Source organism: Variovorax sp. Root473 (assembly GCF_001426505.1).
Taxonomy (GTDB): Bacteria; Pseudomonadota; Gammaproteobacteria; order Burkholderiales; family Burkholderiaceae_C; genus Variovorax.
The window spans coordinates 336,044-351,980 of the sequence record NZ_LMEV01000020.1 but is presented as its reverse complement, the minus strand read 5'-3'; the positions used below and the strand labels follow the sequence as shown (position 1 = coordinate 351,980).

The 15,937-nt window shown below is 68.8% G+C and carries 17 protein-coding genes; 6 read left to right on the top strand and 11 right to left on the bottom strand.

Features of this window, described 5'->3' with window-relative positions; translation table 11 throughout:
* Window positions 1-64: 64 nt before the first annotated feature.
* The 4 genes from ASD34_RS26360 to ASD34_RS26345 are packed head-to-tail and all read left to right on the top strand — an operon-like array spanning window position 65 to window position 2,598.
* Entirely contained in the window at window positions 65-676 is a 612-nt protein-coding gene (locus ASD34_RS26360) for a cytochrome b (RefSeq protein ID WP_056584428.1), read from the top strand.
* Complete coding sequence (locus ASD34_RS26355; protein WP_056584425.1) at window positions 673-1,254, top strand: YceI family protein; 582 nt, start codon at window positions 673-675, stop codon at window positions 1,252-1,254. Before ASD34_RS26360 ends, ASD34_RS26355 begins: the two co-directional genes overlap by 4 nt.
* A 41-nt stretch (window positions 1,255-1,295) precedes the next feature.
* Window positions 1,296-1,931: a YceI family protein gene (locus ASD34_RS26350; RefSeq protein ID WP_056584422.1), complete on the top strand. Its 636-nt coding sequence runs from the start codon at window positions 1,296-1,298 to the stop codon at window positions 1,929-1,931.
* Between the two features lie 22 nt (window positions 1,932-1,953).
* Entirely contained in the window at window positions 1,954-2,598 is a 645-nt protein-coding gene (locus ASD34_RS26345; RefSeq protein WP_056584419.1) for a LysE family translocator, read from the top strand.
* Window positions 2,599-2,602: 4 nt separating this feature from the next.
* On the opposite strand, the gene ASD34_RS26340 is transcribed toward ASD34_RS26345, so the two are convergent.
* From ASD34_RS26340 to argS, 7 genes are all read right to left on the bottom strand, one after another.
* On the bottom strand, window positions 2,603-4,219 hold the full coding sequence (locus tag ASD34_RS26340) for a phospholipase D family protein (protein ID WP_056584416.1): 1,617 nt from the start codon (window positions 4,217-4,219) through the stop codon (window positions 2,603-2,605).
* Between the two features lie 10 nt (window positions 4,220-4,229).
* Window positions 4,230-5,819 carry an RNA polymerase factor sigma-54 gene (gene rpoN / locus ASD34_RS26335; RefSeq protein ID WP_056584412.1) on the bottom strand — a complete coding sequence of 530 codons (1,590 nt, stop codon included), beginning with the start codon at window positions 5,817-5,819 and terminating at the stop codon, window positions 4,230-4,232.
* Between the two features lie 154 nt (window positions 5,820-5,973).
* On the bottom strand, window positions 5,974-6,768 hold the full coding sequence (gene lptB, locus ASD34_RS26330; protein WP_056584408.1) for an LPS export ABC transporter ATP-binding protein: 795 nt from the start codon (window positions 6,766-6,768) through the stop codon (window positions 5,974-5,976).
* On the bottom strand, window positions 6,765-7,484 hold the full coding sequence (gene lptA / locus ASD34_RS26325) for a lipopolysaccharide transport periplasmic protein LptA (protein WP_056584725.1): 720 nt from the start codon (window positions 7,482-7,484) through the stop codon (window positions 6,765-6,767). The genes lptB and lptA overlap by 4 nt, the downstream gene beginning before the upstream one ends.
* Window positions 7,485-7,605: 121 nt before the next feature.
* On the bottom strand, window positions 7,606-8,250 hold the full coding sequence (locus ASD34_RS26320) for a thiol:disulfide interchange protein DsbA/DsbL (RefSeq protein WP_056584404.1): 645 nt from the start codon (window positions 8,248-8,250) through the stop codon (window positions 7,606-7,608).
* Window positions 8,251-8,403: 153 nt separating this feature from the next.
* Window positions 8,404-9,150 carry an SPOR domain-containing protein gene (locus ASD34_RS26315; protein ID WP_056584401.1) on the bottom strand — a complete coding sequence of 249 codons (747 nt, stop codon included), beginning with the start codon at window positions 9,148-9,150 and terminating at the stop codon, window positions 8,404-8,406.
* Window positions 9,151-9,164: 14 nt separating this feature from the next.
* The gene (argS, locus tag ASD34_RS26310; RefSeq protein ID WP_056584397.1) at window positions 9,165-10,850 is read right to left on the bottom strand and encodes an arginine--tRNA ligase; all 1,686 of its coding nucleotides are present in this window, start codon (window positions 10,848-10,850) and stop codon (window positions 9,165-9,167) included.
* Between the two features lie 132 nt (window positions 10,851-10,982).
* Here argS and ASD34_RS26305 point away from each other — a divergent pair, with 132 nt between their 5' ends.
* A complete protein-coding gene (locus ASD34_RS26305; RefSeq protein ID WP_056584394.1) occupies window positions 10,983-11,351 on the top strand; it encodes a hypothetical protein in 369 nt (122 codons plus the stop codon).
* 94 nt (window positions 11,352-11,445) lie between these two features.
* Here ASD34_RS26305 and ASD34_RS26300 read toward each other — a convergent pair whose 3' ends face one another.
* From ASD34_RS26300 to ASD34_RS26285, 4 genes are all read right to left on the bottom strand, one after another.
* Complete coding sequence (locus tag ASD34_RS26300) at window positions 11,446-11,898, bottom strand: DUF2214 family protein (RefSeq protein WP_056584391.1); 453 nt, start codon at window positions 11,896-11,898, stop codon at window positions 11,446-11,448.
* Between the two features lie 64 nt (window positions 11,899-11,962).
* Window positions 11,963-12,889, bottom strand: a complete 927-nt coding sequence (locus ASD34_RS26295) for a LysR family transcriptional regulator (RefSeq protein ID WP_056584388.1) — start codon at window positions 12,887-12,889, stop codon at window positions 11,963-11,965.
* A 41-nt stretch (window positions 12,890-12,930) separates the two neighbouring features.
* Window positions 12,931-14,121 carry a CaiB/BaiF CoA transferase family protein gene (locus tag ASD34_RS26290; protein WP_056584386.1) on the bottom strand — a complete coding sequence of 397 codons (1,191 nt, stop codon included), beginning with the start codon at window positions 14,119-14,121 and terminating at the stop codon, window positions 12,931-12,933.
* The gene (locus ASD34_RS26285; RefSeq protein ID WP_056584384.1) at window positions 14,114-15,049 is read right to left on the bottom strand and encodes a hydroxymethylglutaryl-CoA lyase; all 936 of its coding nucleotides are present in this window, start codon (window positions 15,047-15,049) and stop codon (window positions 14,114-14,116) included. Before ASD34_RS26285 ends, ASD34_RS26290 begins: the two co-directional genes overlap by 8 nt.
* Before the next feature lie 89 nt (window positions 15,050-15,138).
* Here ASD34_RS26285 and ASD34_RS26280 point away from each other — a divergent pair, with 89 nt between their 5' ends.
* Complete coding sequence (locus tag ASD34_RS26280; RefSeq protein ID WP_056584382.1) at window positions 15,139-15,879, top strand: IclR family transcriptional regulator; 741 nt, start codon at window positions 15,139-15,141, stop codon at window positions 15,877-15,879.
* Window positions 15,880-15,937: the final 58 nt, after the last annotated feature.

Genomic DNA, 15,937 nt, shown 5'->3' with positions numbered 1-15,937 from the left:
CGGCCCCGCTGCGGTGTCATCGCTTCCGAGCTATGCTCCGCGCACAGGCCGCCGCCCCTGCCCGATGCCCGCCGAACCCCTTCCCACTCCTTCCGTTGGCGCCGTCGCCCTGCGCGAGCCCCGCTACGGGCGGGTCGCGATGGCACTGCACTGGCTGCTCGCGGCGATGATCGTCGGCTCGCTCGGCGTCGGGCTCTACATGACGGGCCTGCCCTTCTCGCCCCAGCGCCTGAAGCTCTACAGCTGGCACAAGTGGGCCGGCATCACCATCCTCCTGCTGTCCGCGCTGCGGCTGCTGTGGCGCCTCACGCACCGCCCGCCGCCGCTGTCGGCGCGGGTGCTGGCTGCCATGCCGGCCTGGCAGCGGGCCGCGCACCGCATCAGCCATGCGCTGATGTACCTGCTGTTCTTCGCGGTCCCGCTGTTCGGCTGGGCCTACAGCGCGGGCATGGGTGTGCCGGTCGTGTGGTTCGGCCTGCTGCCGCTGCCCGACCTGGTGGCGGTCGACAAGGACTTCGCCGAGGCCGTGCTCAAGCCGCTGCACCAGCGCAGCGCCTACCTGCTGGCCGGCGTCACGCTGCTGCACGTGGCGGCGGCGCTCAAGCACCACTGGATCGACCGCGACGGTCTGTTGCAACGCATGTGGCCCGCGCCACGCAAGGAATCCGCCGGATGACGACGCGTCTTTTGTGGGCCGGCGCAACCCTCCTCGGCCTCGCGCTGCACGCCGCGGCCGAGCCGATGCCGGCCACCGCCAAGCTGGTGCCCGAGAAGAGCCAGATTGCCTTCGTCAGCAAGCAGATGGGCGTGCCGGTCGAAGGCAGCTTCAAGCGTTTCGACGCGCAGGTCGCCTTCGACCCGAAGAAACCCGAGGGCGGCTCGGTGGTGCTGCAGATCGACACCGCCAGCGCCGGCTTCGGCATTCCGATGAGCGATGCCGAGCTGCCCAAGCCGACCTGGTTCGACACCGCGCATTTCCCGCAGGCCAGCTTCCGTTCGAGCGCCATCAAGGCGCTGGGCGAGGGCCGCTTCGAGATGGCCGGCAAGCTCACCATCAAGGGCGTCAGCAAGGCCGTGACGGTGCCGGTGAGCCTCACGTCGTCGGGCGGCGCCTATTCGGTCGCCACGGGCACGCTCACCATCCAGCGGCTCGACTACAAGGTGGGCGACGGCGAATGGACCGACACCTCGGTGGTCGGCAACGAGGTGCAGGTGCGCTTCAAGCTGACGCTCGCGGGCCTCGGGCCGCTGTGACGACGATTCCCTTTTCCATGCATCCTTCTTCTTCTTCCGCCATGAACAAGCTCCTCTTTGCCGCGGCCTTCTGCGTGGGTGCGGCCCTGCCCCTGGCCAGCACGGCCCAGGAATACACGGCGCCGCCGCTGGCCGCCAAGCCCGCGGGCGGGCCGGCCAAAAATGCCAGCTACGTGATCGACCCGACCCACACCTTCGTCATGTACGAGATGGGCCACTACGGCACCACCACCAACCGCGGGCGCTTCAGCACCAAGGACGGCTCGGTGCAGATCGACGGCACCGGCGCCAGCGGCAAGGTCGACATCACGATGGACATCAGCTCCATCAACACCGGCGTCGACCTGCTCAACCGCCACGTGCAGAGCAAGGATTTCTTCAACGTGGCCGAATTCCCCACCGGCCGCTTCGTGGCCGAGCGCATCGACTTCAGCGGCGACAAGGTGACCGACGTGCCCGGCACGCTCACGCTCATGGGCCAGACCAGGCCGGTGACGCTGAAGGCCGTGCGCTTCAACTGCTACCTGAATCCGCTGATCAACCGCCAGGTCTGCGGCGGCGACTTCGAGGCCACCGTGCAGCGCAGCGACTGGGGCATCACCTGGGGCCTGAACTTCGGCTTCGAGAACAAGGTGAAGCTGCTGGTGCAGGTCGAAGCCGTGAACGTGCAGCAATGACGACGACGCCAGGAGCCACGCGATGATGGACACCACCCTTTCCCTGATCGGCATCGCCGGCGCCATGGCCGTCGGCGCGATGAGCCCCGGCCCGAGCTTCGTGATGGTGGCGCGCACGGCCGTGGCCTCGCGCAGCGACGGGCTCGCGGCGGCGCTGGGCATGGGCGCTGGCGGGCTGGCGTTCTCCATCGCCGCGCTGGCCGGGCTGCAGGCGGCGTTCCTTGCCGTGCCGGGGCTGTACCTCGCGATCAAGGCCTTCGGCGGCGCGTACCTGATCTACCTGGGTTTTCGCATCTGGCGCGGCGCGCGCCAGCCGCTCGCGATCACGCCCGACACGGACGCCTCGCCCCGCAGCCAGGGCCGCAGCGGACGCACCTTCCTGCTCGGGCTGGCCACGCAGGTCAGCAACCCGAAGACGGCGGTGGTGTACGCGAGCATCTTCGCGGCCTTTTTGCCACGCGAGGTGCCGCTGGTGCTGGCGCTCGCGGTGCCGGCCGTGATCTTCTGCATCGAGACGGGCTGGTACGCGGTCGTTGCGCTGGCGCTGTCTTCGGCTGCGCCGCGCGCGGCCTACCTGCGCTACAAGACCTGGATCGACCGCGCGGCCGGCGGCGTGATGGGGCTGCTGGGCCTGCGGCTCGTGTGGTCCGCGGTGCGCGGCACCTGAGGAGCTACAGCAGGCTCTCCGGCGTGAGTGGCGCCAGCAGCTCGAGCATGGTGCGGTCCCAGAAGCCCGAGTCGGGCTCTTCGTGCAGCACGGTGGTCTTGCCGCCTTCCTCGCTGACCCATTCGATGCGCCGCGAACCCGCTGCGCCTGCGTCGCTGCCTTCGGCAAACCGCAGCCGGTAGGCGCCCTGCTGCTTGAGCACGTCGAGCAGTTTCAGGGTCTGCTGCGCCATCTCCGGGCTGCGGATGAACAGGCCGATCTCGGTGTTGTGGACCTCGGAGCGCGGGTCGAAATTCATCGAGCCGACGAACAGGATGCGCTGGTCGATCACCGCCGACTTGGCGTGCAGCCGCCCCACCGACGTGCCGAACAAACCCAGCCGCACGCTGCGCCGCGTGCGCGCGGAACTCAGCTCGTGCAGCTCGGCGCCCAGCGCCAGCATGTCGGCGCGGTAGCGGCGGTAGGCGGTGTGCACCAGCGGCTCGTCGGTGGCGGCGAGCGAGTTGGTGACCACGCTGATCTTCACGTTGCGCCCGCGGATCTCGCGCATCACCTCCAGCCCCGACGCGCCCGGGATCAGGTAGGGCGAGACCAGCGTCACCTCGCTGCGCGCGCGGCGCATCTGCTCGACCACGTTGTAGCGCACGCTGTCCACGTCGAGCAGCGGCACGCCGCCGTACGACGCGGTCTTGCCGATCACGCGGTCGGGCGAATCGGCATACGCCTCGGCGGTGGTCCAGATGAGGCCCAGCTTGCCGGCGTCGAGGTCGTCGGCCACGGGGCTGTAGCCGAGCAGGTCGTTGGGTGCGGGCCTGGGCGGCGGCGGCGTGGTGTCGGGGCCGGTGGCGACGTCGAAGCGGCGCTGCAGTTCTTCGCGCGGCAGGTCGGTGTGCACGACCGCGCCGATCGGGCGCACGTGCGGGCTGTTCCAGTACTGGTCGAACAGCACGCCCAGGCGTGGGATCAGCGCGCCCGTGACGAAGGTGTCCAGGTCGATGAAGTTCGGGCCGGTGGTGCGGCGGAAGTACTGGTTGCCGATGTTGCGCCCGCCCGCCACCGCCATCGCACCGTCGGCGATGAACAGCTTGTTGTGCATGCGGCGGTTGACGCGGCTGAAGTCGAAAAGCGACGCGGTGAAGCGCTTGAGCAGGCTGCCGCGCCCCGCCGGGAACGGGTTGAACAGGCGCAGCTCCACGTTCGGCGTGGCGGCCAGGCCGAGCAGCAGTTCGTCTTCGCCCGAGGTGTACAGGTCGTCCATCAACAGGCGCACGCGCACGCCGCGTTGCGCCGCATCGCGCAGGGTGCGCAGCAGGTAGCGGCCGGTCTCGTCGTTCTCGATCTGGTAGTACTGCACGTCGAGCGTGCGCTGCGCGCGGCGCGCCAGCTGCAGCCGCGTGTCGAAGGCGAAGTCACCGCCGGGCATCAGGCGAAAGCCGCTGAGGTCGGGGTCGGGCTGCGAGGCCAGCGCGATCTTGCCGAGCACGGTGTCGGCCGAGACGGCGATCGTTTTCGTGGGCGGGCGCGGTGCGTCGTCGGGCAAGGTGGCACAGCCGGCGAACAGCGATGCAGCCACGAGGGCGAAGACCCAATGCCCCCAGCGCGACAGCAGGCGACGGGTCATCGTGGACTTTCTACAGGGCCTTGCGCAGGTTGGCGGGTGCGATGCGCAGCGCTTCGCGGTACTTGGCGACGGTGCGGCGCGCGCACTCGATGCCCTGCTCCTTCAGCATCTCGGAGATCTGGCTATCGGACAGCGGCTTCTTGATGCTCTCGGAACTCACGAACTGCTTGATCAGCGCGCGCACCGCGGTGCTCGACGCATTGCCACCCGTCTCGGTGCCCAGCGCCGAGCCGAAGAAGTACTTGAGCTCAACCGTGCCGAAGGGCGTGGCCATGTACTTGGCGGTGGTCACGCGCGAGATGGTCGACTCGTGCAGGCCCAGCTCGTCGGCGATCTCGCGCAGCACCAGCGGGCGCATGGCCAGCTCGCCGTGCACGAAGTAGCTCTTCTGCCGCTCGACGATGGCGTTGCTCACGCGCAGGATGGTGTCGAAGCGCTGCTGGATGTTCTTGATGAACCAGCGCGCCTCCTGCAGCCGCTGCGACAGCGCCTGGCTGCCCTCGCCCTTGTGCGACTTGAGCGCGCCGGCGTAGATGTCGTGCACGCGCAGGCGCGGCATGACCTCGGGATTGAGCATGACGCGGAACTTCACATTTGTGCCGCGGCCCGTCTTGGTGACGATCACATCGGGGATGACGATGTTGCGTTCGACGTCGACAAAGCGGCGGCCCGGCTTGGGCTCCAGGCGCGCAATGATCTGCAGCGCCGAGCGCACCAGGTCTTCGTTGGTGCGCGTGAGCGTGGCCAGGCGCTTGAAGTCGCGCCGCGCGAGCAGCTCCATCGGCTGCTTGCAGATCGCGATGGCGGTCTTGCGGATGAGCGCTTCGGCCTCGGTCTCGTCTTCGCTGGCGAGCGCCTTCAGCTGGATGCTCAGGCATTCGCCGAGGTCGCGCGCGCCGACGCCGGCCGGCTCCAGGCTCTGCAGCAGGCCCAGCGCCACCTGGAAGTGGTGCACGAGGTCGTCGAACTGGTCGTTGTCGTCGCCCGCCAGGCCCGAGGCCAGTGCCGGCAGCGAGTCTTCGAGGTAGCCGTCGTCGTTGAGCGATTCGATGAGGAAGCGCAGCGCGGCGCAGTCGTTTTCGTTCAGCCGCAGGCTCAGCGCCTGGCGGTGCAGGAACGACTGCAGCGACTCCTGGCTGCGCGCGAGCTCGGTGGCGTCGGCACGCTCGTCGTCGCCCAGGTTGTTCTGGCGCGCGGGCGCATCGCTGCCCCACTCGCTGTCGTCGGGCGCCATGTCGACGGTGCCGTCGCCTTCCCAGTCGGGCTCGCGCTCGGCGATTTCGGCAGCGGGGCCGTCGCTGTCGGGGGTCGAGGTGGTGGTGTCGCTGGACGTGCTGGCGGTGCTGACGGCGGACGGCGCCAACTCGGCCTCGCCCTCGCCCGCGTCGTCGCGCGGCACGGGCGCGTCGGCCGTGTCCAGCCCGAACTCCTCGCGCGCCGCTTCTTCCGCGGTGCGCTCGAGGAACGGGTTCTCGTCCAGCATCTGCTCCACCTCCTGGCTCAGTTCGAGCGTGGAGAGCTGCAGAAGCCGGATCGACTGCTGCAGCTGTGGCGTCAGCGCCAGATGCTGCGAGACGCGAAGGGACAGCCCTTGCTTCATGAGGAAATGGCTCCCCCCCAGGCTGCGCGCTTCGCGCTACGCCAACCCCCTACCGGGGGCGGGCCGGCCGCTTCGGGCGGCCGTGCGCGGCGGCCCCCGCGAGGAAGCTCCGCGCGGACGGCGGCCACGATGATCCTTGACCCTCGCCGCACGGTCACATCCGGAAGTGCTCGCCCAGGTACACCCTGCGTACCTCGGCGTTGTCGACGATCTCCGAGGGTGTGCCTTGTGCCAGCACGTGCCCGTCGCTGATGATGAACGCGTGATCGCAGATGCCCAGCGTCTCACGCACGTTGTGGTCGGTGATGAGCACGCCGATGCCGCGCTCTTTCAGGAAACTGATGATCCGCTGAATCTCGATCACGGCGATCGGGTCGATGCCGGCGAAGGGCTCGTCCAGCAGGATGAAGCGCGGCTGCGTGGCCAGCGCGCGCGCGATCTCGACGCGGCGGCGCTCGCCGCCCGACAGCGCGAGCGCAGGCGAATCGCGCAGGTGGTCCACGCGCAGGTCGGCCAGCAGGTCGGCCAGGCGCTCTTCGGTGTGCTGCTTGGTCAACGGCACCATGCGGCCGTTGGCGTCGGGCTCGCGCTGCAGCTCAAGCACGGCACGCACGTTTTCCTCGACCGTGAGCTTGCGGAAGATCGACGCTTCCTGCGGCAGGTAGCTCAGGCCCATGCGCGCGCGGCGGTGAATGGGCATGTGGGCGATGGGCTCGCCGTCGATGGTGATCTCGCCGGCATCGGCGCGCACCAGCCCGACGATCATGTAGAACGAGGTGGTCTTGCCCGCGCCGTTGGGGCCGAGCAGTCCGACGACCTCGCCCTTCTGCACATCGAGCGAGACGTCTTTCACGACCGTGCGGCTGCCGTAGCTCTTCTTGAGGCCGCGCGCCACGAGGCGGCTGCCGGGGAGGCCATCGACGGTCTGGGTTCCTGCGGCTTCGATCACTTGCGCCCTTCCCCTTCGGTGCCGCCGAGCGTGGTGCTCGGACGCAGCCCGGCGCCGGGCGCGGGGGTGGGCGCCGGGGCCGCGGGCTTCTTGCCGCCCGCTGCCGGTGCCGATCCGCCGGCAGCGGGTGCCGCGGCGGCCTTCGGCGTGAGGATGGCCTTCACGCGGCCACCGCCGCCCGCCGAGACGCCGGCGTTCGGCGGCACGAGGGAGCCGTTGACGGTGTAGGTGTCGTTGCTCTGGTCGTAGACGATCAGTGCGCCGCTGCTCTCGTCGTTGGCCGTGGCGCCGATCAGCCGGCGCATGACGGCGCGGCGGATGAACTTGACGTTGTCGGCGCGGCTGTCGTACTCGATGACTTCCGACTCGCCCTCGATCCACTCGTCGCCGGCGTTGCGCTTCTGCTTGTAATAGGCCAGCTTGCCGGGCGCGGCCGTGACCACGCCGTACTGGTAGCCCTCGGCATCCTGGCGCACGTCCAGCCGCGCACCGCGGATGATGATCGTGCCCTTCGTGACCAGCACATTGCCGGTGAACACGCTGGTCTGTTTCAGGTCGTCATAGCGCATCGAGTCGGACTCGATGTTCATCGGCTTGGTGCGGTCGGCGGTTTCTGCCAGGGCGCCCGAGGCGGCACCGGCCAGCAACAGCGCACCGACGGCGAGACGGCCGAGGCGACGAAGGGTGGGGAATGTGGGGATGGAGGGCAATGTCATAAAGGCACGAAACTTGCTCTGAAACATTGTATGCGTGGGACGGTGATTGACCACCGCCGCCAATGAAAAAGCCCGCCGAAGCGGGCCTTGCATTCGACCGGAAAGCAGGTCGCCGGGGCGGTCAGCCCTTCTTGGCTTCGCCGATGAGGAAGGTCGCCACTTGCAGCACCTTGGACATGCTGCCGGCGGTTTCGCCGTCGACATACCAGCGGCCTGCGACGGCCAGGGCCGGCACGCCGGCCACCTTGTAGGCCTCGGTCTGCTGCGCGGCGCGGCGGGCCTTGCTGGCCACGCCGAAGGACGCAAAGGTTTCCTTGAACTTGGCGCCATCGAGGCCGGCACGCTCGGCCCAGGCCTGGATGTTGGCTTCGCCGTTCAGGTTCTGGCGCTGCGCATGGATGGCGGCGAAGACCTTCGGGTGGTATTCCTCCAGCTTGCCCATGGCTTCGAGCGTGAAGTACAGGCGCTGCTTGGCTTCGACGTCGTTGCCCACGAAGGGCACCGGGATGCGGCGGAACGCCACGTCCTTCGGGGCTGCCTTGACCCAGGCCTCGAGCGAGGGCTCGAAGTCGTTGCAATGCGGGCAGTTGTACGAGAAGAACTCCACCACCTCGACCTTGCCGGCCGGTGCATCGACCGGCACGCGCTTGTCGAGCACGAGGAAATCGGTGCCGGCCTTGGGGGCGCGCTGGGCGTGTGCCGGAACGGCAGCCAGCGAAAGCAGCCCGATCGAAGTGGCGGCCAGCGAAAAGTCACGACGTTTCATGGAAAAGGTTCTCCTGTGGGTACCGCAGACAGAGCCGGCGCGCCGCAGGGAGTTCCCCGTGGGCAGCGCGCCCGAGGCGCTCGAATTGACAAAAACAGCGTGCGGCAGATGCCGCGCGGGCGAAGCTTGGGGGCTGATCAAGAAAGCCGTGGGTCAGCGCTGGACACGGACCAGCGCCGATTCCAGGCCGCCGCCGTCGAGCCGTTCCTTGAGCCGGTCGGCGTCGTCCTTCTTGTTGAACGGGCCGGCGCGCACGCGGTAGACCGTGCGACCGGCCTGCTCGCGCTCGGTGACCTTGGCCTCGACGCCCATGAGCGAGAGCTTGGCGCGCTGCGCCTCGGCGTCGTCGGTGGTGCGGAAGGCGCCGGCCTGCACGAAGTACATGAAGGGGTCGGCACCCGACGCCGACGGTGCGGCCGAAGCGGTGGTCGTGCTGCTGCCGCCTGCGCGGGCCCGGGCGAGGTCGCCCAGCGGATCGTTCGACGGCGGCAGTGCGTTGGCTTCGGCCGGCGTCGGCGCGGGACGCGCCGGCTTGGGCGCCACCACCACGGGGGCCGGGGCGGTGACGGGCGCGGCGGCCGTGGGCGGCGTGCCGGGTGCCACGGTGACGGGGGCGCCGGTGATCGGGTTCACCGGGCCGGTGGCCGTGGCGGCCGGTGGCGTGGCGGCCGGCTTGGGCGCACCGGCCTTGCCGGCCAGCGGTGCGTTCGGGTCCCAGTCGCGGTTCTTGCGGGCTTCGGCTTCGTCCTGCTCGGCACCGCCGCGTTGCGTCTTGTTGACGAACGGGATCGGCACCTTGGTGACGTACACCGCGATGCCCAGGGCGACGCCCAGACCGAGCACCAGGCCGATGATCAGCCCGATGACGATGTTGCCGCGTTGTCTGCTTGTCTTCTTCATGTTCAGAGGGTGATTCACATCTTGCTCGGCGCACTGACGCCGAGGATCGCGAGGCCATTGTGCAGCACCTGCGCAGCGGCTGCGACGAGTGCGAGACGCGCCAGCTTGACGGGTTCGTCGTCCACCAGGATGCGCTCGGCATCGTAGTAGCTGTGGTAGCTGGCCGCGAGTTCGCGCAGGTAGAAAGTCACATCGTGCGGGGCGAAATCCTTCGCCGCGGCCGTCAGCATGGCCGGGTACTTGGCCAGCAGCAGCATTAGCGCCTGGGCCGCCGGGCTGTCCAGCGGCGACAGGTCGACCGCCTTGAGCGCAGCCGCGTCGCCGCCCCAGGCCGCGAGCACCGAGCAGATGCGCGCGTGGGCGTACTGCACGTAGTACACGGGGTTGTCGTTGTTCTTCGTGACCGCCAGGTCGACGTCGAAGGTGTATTCGGTGTCGGGCTTGCGGCTGAGCAAAAAGAAGCGCACGGCATCGGTGCTGGTCCACTCGATCAGGTCGCGCAGCGTGACGTAGCTGCCGGCGCGCTTGCTGATCTTGACCTCTTCGCCGCCCTTCATGACGCGCACCATGGTGTGCAGCACGTAGTCGGGGTAGCCCTCGGGAATGCCTTCGCCCGCGGCCTGCAGGCCGGCGCGCACGCGCGCGATGGTGCCGTGGTGATCGGTGCCCTGGATGTTCACGACCTTGTGGAAACCGCGCTCCCACTTGGCGATGTGGTACGCGACGTCGGGCACGAAGTACGTGTACGTGCCGTCCTGCTTCTTCATCACGCGGTCTTTGTCGTCGCCGTAGTCGGTCGACTTCAGCCACAGCGCGCCGTCCTGCTCGTAGGTCTTGCCGGCGGCCACGAGCTTGGCCACGGCCGCCTCGACGCGGCCGCTGGTGTAGAGGCTGGACTCGAGGTAGTAGTTGTCGAAGCGCACGCGGAAGGCCTGCAGGTCGAGGTCCTGCTCGCGGCGCAGGTAGGCCACGGCGAATTCGCGGATGCTGTCCAGGTCGTCGATGTCGCCGCTGGCGGTGTACTCGCGGTCGTCCGACTTGACGGTCTTCTTCGCCTTGAAATCTTCGGCGATGTCGGCGATGTAGTCGCCGTTGTAGGCCGGGGCTTTTTCGCCGCTGGGCCACTCGGGGTCGCCGGGCTTGAAGCCCTTGGCGCGCAATTGCGTGCTGTTGGCCAGCGTCTGGATCTGCACGCCGGCGTCGTTGTAATAGAACTCGCGCCACACGCTCTGGCCCTGCGAGGCCTGCAGGTTGCAGATGGCATCGCCCAGCGCCGCCTGGCGGCCGTGGCCGACGTGCAGCGGACCGGTCGGGTTGGCCGACACGAACTCGACCAGCACTTTTTCGCCGGTGGCGGGCTGCTGGCCGAAGCCTTCGCCGGCGGCCAGCACCTCGCGCACGATCTGCTGCTTGGCGGCGGCCTTCAGGCGGATGTTGAGGAAGCCGGGACCGGCGATCTCGATGGCCTCGACCCATTGGCCGAAAACGGGGGTGGCGAGCAGCGCAGCGCTCAGTTCCTCGGCCAGTTCGCGGGGCTTGCGCCCCAGCGGCTTGGCGAGCTGCATGGCGGCGGTGCTGGCGAAATCGCCGTGCGCCGCCACCTTGGGCGACTCGAACGCGGCTTTGGCACCGGCGCCGGGAGAGAGGGTTTCGAGCGTGTTCGCGAGCGCCGCGAGCAGCTCCTGTTTGACCAATAGCATCTGTGAATTTTACCGGGGGCAAACCCGGACCCAGTTAACGATCGTCATCCGATGGGCGATGTCGCCCGTTAGGATGGTCGGCCCCGAGGCGGGGCGTCTGTCACAACCCAACCTTGCAAGGACATATCCACCATGAAGAAGCTCCTTTCCCTGGTCGCCTCCACCGTCGCGCTCGGCGCCTGCCTGTCGTTCAGCGCCTACGCGCAGGACAAGGCACCCGCCCCGGTCGTGGCCCCCGCTGCCGCCGCCGCACCTGCGGCAGCCGCTCCTGCCGCCGCGGCCGCACCCGCCGGTGGCGCCAGCTGCGATGCCAAGGCCATCGACAAGAACGGCAAGCCCCTGGCCGGCGCCGCCAAGAACAGCTTCATGAAGAAGTGCACCAAGGCCGCCGCCGCGCCCGCCTGCGCCGCCAAGGCTGTCGACAAGAACGGCAAGGCGCTGGCCGGTGCCGCCAAGAACAGCTTCATGAAGAAGTGCGAAGCCGACGCCGCCAAGGCCTGATCCGGCGCGGCGCCGCCGTGCGGCGCTGACATTTGTTTCCCCCAAGTCAAAGGGCCCGCTCACGCGGGCCTTTTCTTTTTGTCTTTTGTACTGATTACTTGCCGAAGCCGCGCGCCAGAAACACCGCGACCAGCGGGATCAGCGCGATCAGGTGCGCCTGGATCATCACCAGCTTGCGCGTCTTGAGGATGTCGGCCTCTGCCGGCAGCTTGCCGGTGGCGCGCAGCGTCTTGCGCCAGCGGAAATAGGTCAGCGTCGGGAAGATCGACAGCACACCCACGATGATGAACAGCGTGAGCTTCACGTGCAGCAGCGGGTTGGTCCAGTACCAGGCCGTGCCCTTCACGCCCCACCAGGTGCGCGCGATGCCGGTGGCCAGCACCGCGATGGCCGCGATGCCGTAGACCATGTCGACCTTGGCGAGCCGTTCGACCACGGCGGCATTGAGCCACTGGACGCGGCACAGCGCAGCCTCACTGGAAATGAACACGACCATCGTGAGGATGGCCAACAGATGCAGGTAGGCGAGGATGGCTTCGAGCGTCATCGGAAACTTTCTTCATCGGGGTTGCAAGCAAATGCAAAAAGCATTGTGCCGTCCGGTCACGATTTCAGGACCGCCCGCCCCAGAATTCCGGCTGCCCGTACTGCGCTTTGAGGAAATCAAGCCACAGTCGCACGCGCAGCGGCAGGTGCTTGGTGCCCGCGAACACCGCGTAGATGCCGTTGGGCGGCGCGGCGAAGTCATCGAGCACCGGCACGAGCAGGCCGGCGTCGATCTCGGCCTCGACCTCCCAGGTGCTGCGCCACGCGATGCCGTGGCCCGCGAGGCACCAGTCGTGCAGCACCTGGCCGTCCGAACAATCGAGCGGTCCGCTGGGACGCAGATGGATCAGCTCCTGCGCGCCCTCTTCGTTGGTGATGCGAAAGGCCCAGCCGCGCGTCTGCGAGGCATCGCTCGACAGCGCAAGGCAGGCAAAGCGCGACAGCTCGCCCGGGTGCTTCGGCGTGCCGTGGCGGCGCAGGAACTCGGGCGTGGCGACGCAGCGGCGGCGGTTGTCAGCCAGGCGCACGCTCACCAGCGACGAGTCGGGCAGGTCGCCCACGCGCACGGCGCAGTCGAAGCTCTCGCCGGTGACATCCACCACGCGGTCGCTGAGGTTCAGCGAGATCGTCACCTCCGGATGCAGCGCATGGAAGCGCGGCACCAGCGGCGCGACGTGGCGGCGGCCGAAGCCGGCCGGCGCCGTCACGCGCAGGTGGCCGCTGGCCTTGATGCCGCCGGCGCTCACGCTGGCCTCGGCGTTCGCGAACTCGGTCAGCAACCGCTGGCAATCTTCAAGGAAGGCGCTGCCTTCGTGCGTGAGCGTGATGCGGCGCGTGGTGCGCACCAGCAGCTTGACGCCCAGGCGCTCCTCGAGCGCGTCGATGCGCCGGCCCATGATCGCGGGCGCCACGCCTTCCGCCTTGGCCGCCGCGGTGAGGCTGCCGCGGGTCGCGACCGAGACAAAGGATTCGAGTTGCTTGAGGCGGTCCATGGCGCGGGAACTATATCGCCCGCCACGGCGTTGTCGCCGGCTCAGTCGCCGGCCGTGACGCCCTGCGCCCGCAGCGCGGCGATGTCTTCGTCGCTGTAGCCCACTTCCTTCAGCAGCGCCTCGCTGTGCTCGCCGATGTGCGGCGGCTGCAGCCGGATGCCGGGGCGCTCGCCGCCCAGCGTGAAGGGCGCGAGCGGCACCTTGGCCATGTGGCCGTCGTTCATGCGTACGGGCGCCAGGCCGCCGGTCGCATTGAGGTGCGGGTCGTCGAACAATTCCTGCGGCTTGGTGATGGGCGCGAAGGGCAGCTCGTTCTGCTCGAACACCGCGCTGAGTTCGGCGGCGCTGTGGTTGGCGAGGTGCGAACGCAGGATCGGCATCATCCAGTCGCGCGCGCGCACGCGGTCGTTGTTGGTCTTCAGGCGCGGGTCGGCCAGCATCTCCTCGAGGCCAAAAGCGTTGCAGAAGATCGTCCATTGCTTGTCGCTGACCGCGGCAAGAAAGATCTGCTCGCCGTCCTTCACGGTGAACACGTCGTACACGGCCCAGGCCGAGATGCGGCTGGGCATCGGGTCGGCCGCCTTGCCGGTGGCGGCGAACTGCATCATGTGCTGCGCGACGAGGAACACGTTGTTCTCGAACAGCGCAGCCTGCACCTCGCAGCCCTTGCCGGTGAGGTCGCGCTGGCGCAGCGCGGCCATCGCGCCGATGGCGCCGAACATGCCGCCCATGATGTCGTTCACGCTCGTGCCCGCGCGCAGCGGGTCGCCGGCACGGCCGGTCATGTAGGCCAGGCCGCCCATCATCTGCACCACCTCGTCGAGCGCCGTGCGGTGGTCGTAGGGACCGGGCAGGAAGCCCTTGTGGCTCACGTAGATCAGGCGCGGGTTGAGCTTGGCCAGCGTGTCGTAGTCGAGCCCCAGCTTCTTCATCGTGCCGGGCTTGAAGTTCTCGCTCACGATGTCGGCGGTGGCGATGAGGCGCAGCGCGGCCTCCACGCCCTCGGGCTTCTTCAGGTCGAGCGCGATGCTCTTCTTGTTGCGGTTGAAGGTCGGAAAGAACCCCGCGCCCGAGCCCAGCAGGCGGCGCGTGTTGTCGCCCTCGATGGGCTCGACCTTGATGACCTCGGCGCCGAGGTCGGCCAGCAGCAGGCCGCAGGTGGGACCCATCACCATGTGGGTGAACTCGACGACGCGCACGCCCGCGTAGGGCAAGGGATTGGCTTCAGACATGTGCAATGTGTTCCTGGACAAAGCCCTTGGGCAAACCGGCCTCGGGCGTCATGCCGTAGACCGGTTCGCCGGGCAGGCCGGCCATGAGCGGCGCGCGCGCCGCGATGAGTTTCTGGATGTCGATGCCGGTGCGAACGCCCATGGCCTCGAACATGAAGACGAGGTCTTCGGTCACGGCATTGCCCGAGGCGCCGGGCGCATAGGGGCAGCCGCCGAGACCACCGAGCGAGGCGTCGAAGGTGCGAACGCCTTCGTCCCACGCGGCCAGGCAGTTCGCGATGCCCAGGCCGCGCGTGTTGTGCATGTGGGCCGCGCCCGCGTGCACGCCGATCTCGGCGCGCAGCCGCTTGAAGAGGCGGCGCACCTGCGCGGGATTGGCGTAGCCCACCGTGTCGGAAAGCCCCGATTCGTCGGCGCCGGCCTCGATGCACTGCGCGGCCAGGCGAATCACGTCGTCTTCCGGCACCAAGCCCTGCAGCGTGCAGCCGAAGGCGGTGGAAATGCCCGCTTCGAGCTTCACCTGCGGCGCGAGGGCGCGGCGCAGTTCGGCGATGGCGCGCACCTCCTCGACCATCTCGGTCGGCGTCTTGCGCACGTTGGCCAGCGAATGCGCGACGCTGGCCGACACCGGCATCGTGAGCTTGTGCACGCCCGCCTCGAGCGCGGCCTGCGCGCCCTTGCGGTTGGGCACCAGCGCCATCACGGTGAGGCCGGGCAGGGTGACCGCGTGGCGCACCACCTCGGCGGCATCGGCCATCTGCGGCAGCAGCTTCGCGGGCACGAACGAGGCGACCTCGATCTCGCGCACGCCGGCGGCGTAGAGCGCGTCGATCCAGCGCAGCTTGTCGGCCGTGGGCATGGCGGCCTTGACCGATTGCAGGCCGTCGCGCGGACCGACCTCGCTGATGAGAACGTCGGGGGAGGTCATCGGGTGCTTTCTTGACTGTTCTATCTTGCAGAACTATATTCTGTTAAGCAGAATTAAATCGGCAAGCCCGCCGACTGTCAAGCCACGCCATGCCCCGCAAAGCCCAGAACGAATCGGTGTCCGACCTCAACGCCGCCCCCGGCGGCGCCGCCGCGGTCGACCGTGCGCTGAGCCTGCTCTCGGCCTTCCAGCCCGGCGACGAGGCGCTGTCGCTCGCGCAGTTTGCCGAGCGCACGCAGCTCTACAAGAGCACGGTGCTGCGGCTCTTGGCCTCGCTGGAACACGCGCGGCTCATCCGCCGGCACGACGACGGGCGCTATGCGCTGGGGCTGGAGATCGCGCGGCTGCACGGGCTGTATGCGGCGTCGCAGTCGCTGGACCGCCTCGTGCTGCCGGTGCTGCGCACGCTCGCCGCCGCCACCGGCGAGAGCGCGGCGTACCACGTGCGACAAAACCAGGGCGACAGCTGGGTGCGGCTGTGCCAGTTCCGCGTCGATTCGTCGCACGTCGTGCGCGACCATGTGCGCGCGGGCGACTTGCTGCCCAACGACCGCGGCGCGGGCGCGCGCGTGCTCATCGCCTTCGGTCCCGACGCCGAACGGCCGCGCGGCGCGAAGGAACGCAAGCTGTACGACGCGATCCGCGCGCAAGGCTATTGCGCGTTGGTGGGCGACCGCACGGCCGAGCTGGCGGGCATCTCGGCGCCGGTGTTCCATGCGGATGGGCGTCTCGCCGCGGCGATCACGCTGACGATGCCGACGCATCGGTATGACGCGGGCTACGTCGGGCCCGTGCTGGCGGCGGCGAAGGAACTCGGCGGCCAGGTCTGACGGTCTTGCTCCTTCCCTTTTCGAGGAAGGCTGGGGTCGGGGGGCCGCGGCCTTTGAA

Bases quoted from the DNA above. Each gene is read 5' to 3' on its own strand.
- ASD34_RS26360 (WP_056584428.1), top strand. From the start codon at position 65: ATGCCCGCCGAACCCCTTCCCACTCCTTCCGTTGGCGCCGTCGCCCTG.
- ASD34_RS26355 (WP_056584425.1), top strand. From the start codon at position 673: ATGACGACGCGTCTTTTGTGGGCCGGCGCAACCCTCCTCGGCCTCGCG.
- ASD34_RS26350 (WP_056584422.1), top strand. From the start codon at position 1,296: ATGAACAAGCTCCTCTTTGCCGCGGCCTTCTGCGTGGGTGCGGCCCTG.
- ASD34_RS26345 (WP_056584419.1), top strand. From the start codon at position 1,954: ATGATGGACACCACCCTTTCCCTGATCGGCATCGCCGGCGCCATGGCC.
- ASD34_RS26340 (WP_056584416.1), bottom strand. From the start codon at position 4,219: ATGACCCGTCGCCTGCTGTCGCGCTGGGGGCATTGGGTCTTCGCCCTC.
- rpoN (WP_056584412.1), bottom strand. From the start codon at position 5,819: ATGAAGCAAGGGCTGTCCCTTCGCGTCTCGCAGCATCTGGCGCTGACG.
- lptA (WP_056584725.1), bottom strand. From the start codon at position 7,484: ATGACATTGCCCTCCATCCCCACATTCCCCACCCTTCGTCGCCTCGGC.
- ASD34_RS26320 (WP_056584404.1), bottom strand. From the start codon at position 8,250: ATGAAACGTCGTGACTTTTCGCTGGCCGCCACTTCGATCGGGCTGCTT.
- ASD34_RS26315 (WP_056584401.1), bottom strand. From the start codon at position 9,150: ATGAAGAAGACAAGCAGACAACGCGGCAACATCGTCATCGGGCTGATC.
- argS (WP_056584397.1), bottom strand. From the start codon at position 10,850: ATGCTATTGGTCAAACAGGAGCTGCTCGCGGCGCTCGCGAACACGCTC.
- ASD34_RS26305 (WP_056584394.1), top strand. From the start codon at position 10,983: ATGAAGAAGCTCCTTTCCCTGGTCGCCTCCACCGTCGCGCTCGGCGCC.
- ASD34_RS26300 (WP_056584391.1), bottom strand. From the start codon at position 11,898: ATGACGCTCGAAGCCATCCTCGCCTACCTGCATCTGTTGGCCATCCTC.
- ASD34_RS26295 (WP_056584388.1), bottom strand. From the start codon at position 12,889: ATGGACCGCCTCAAGCAACTCGAATCCTTTGTCTCGGTCGCGACCCGC.
- ASD34_RS26290 (WP_056584386.1), bottom strand. From the start codon at position 14,121: ATGTCTGAAGCCAATCCCTTGCCCTACGCGGGCGTGCGCGTCGTCGAG.
- ASD34_RS26285 (WP_056584384.1), bottom strand. From the start codon at position 15,049: ATGACCTCCCCCGACGTTCTCATCAGCGAGGTCGGTCCGCGCGACGGC.
- ASD34_RS26280 (WP_056584382.1), top strand. From the start codon at position 15,139: ATGCCCCGCAAAGCCCAGAACGAATCGGTGTCCGACCTCAACGCCGCC.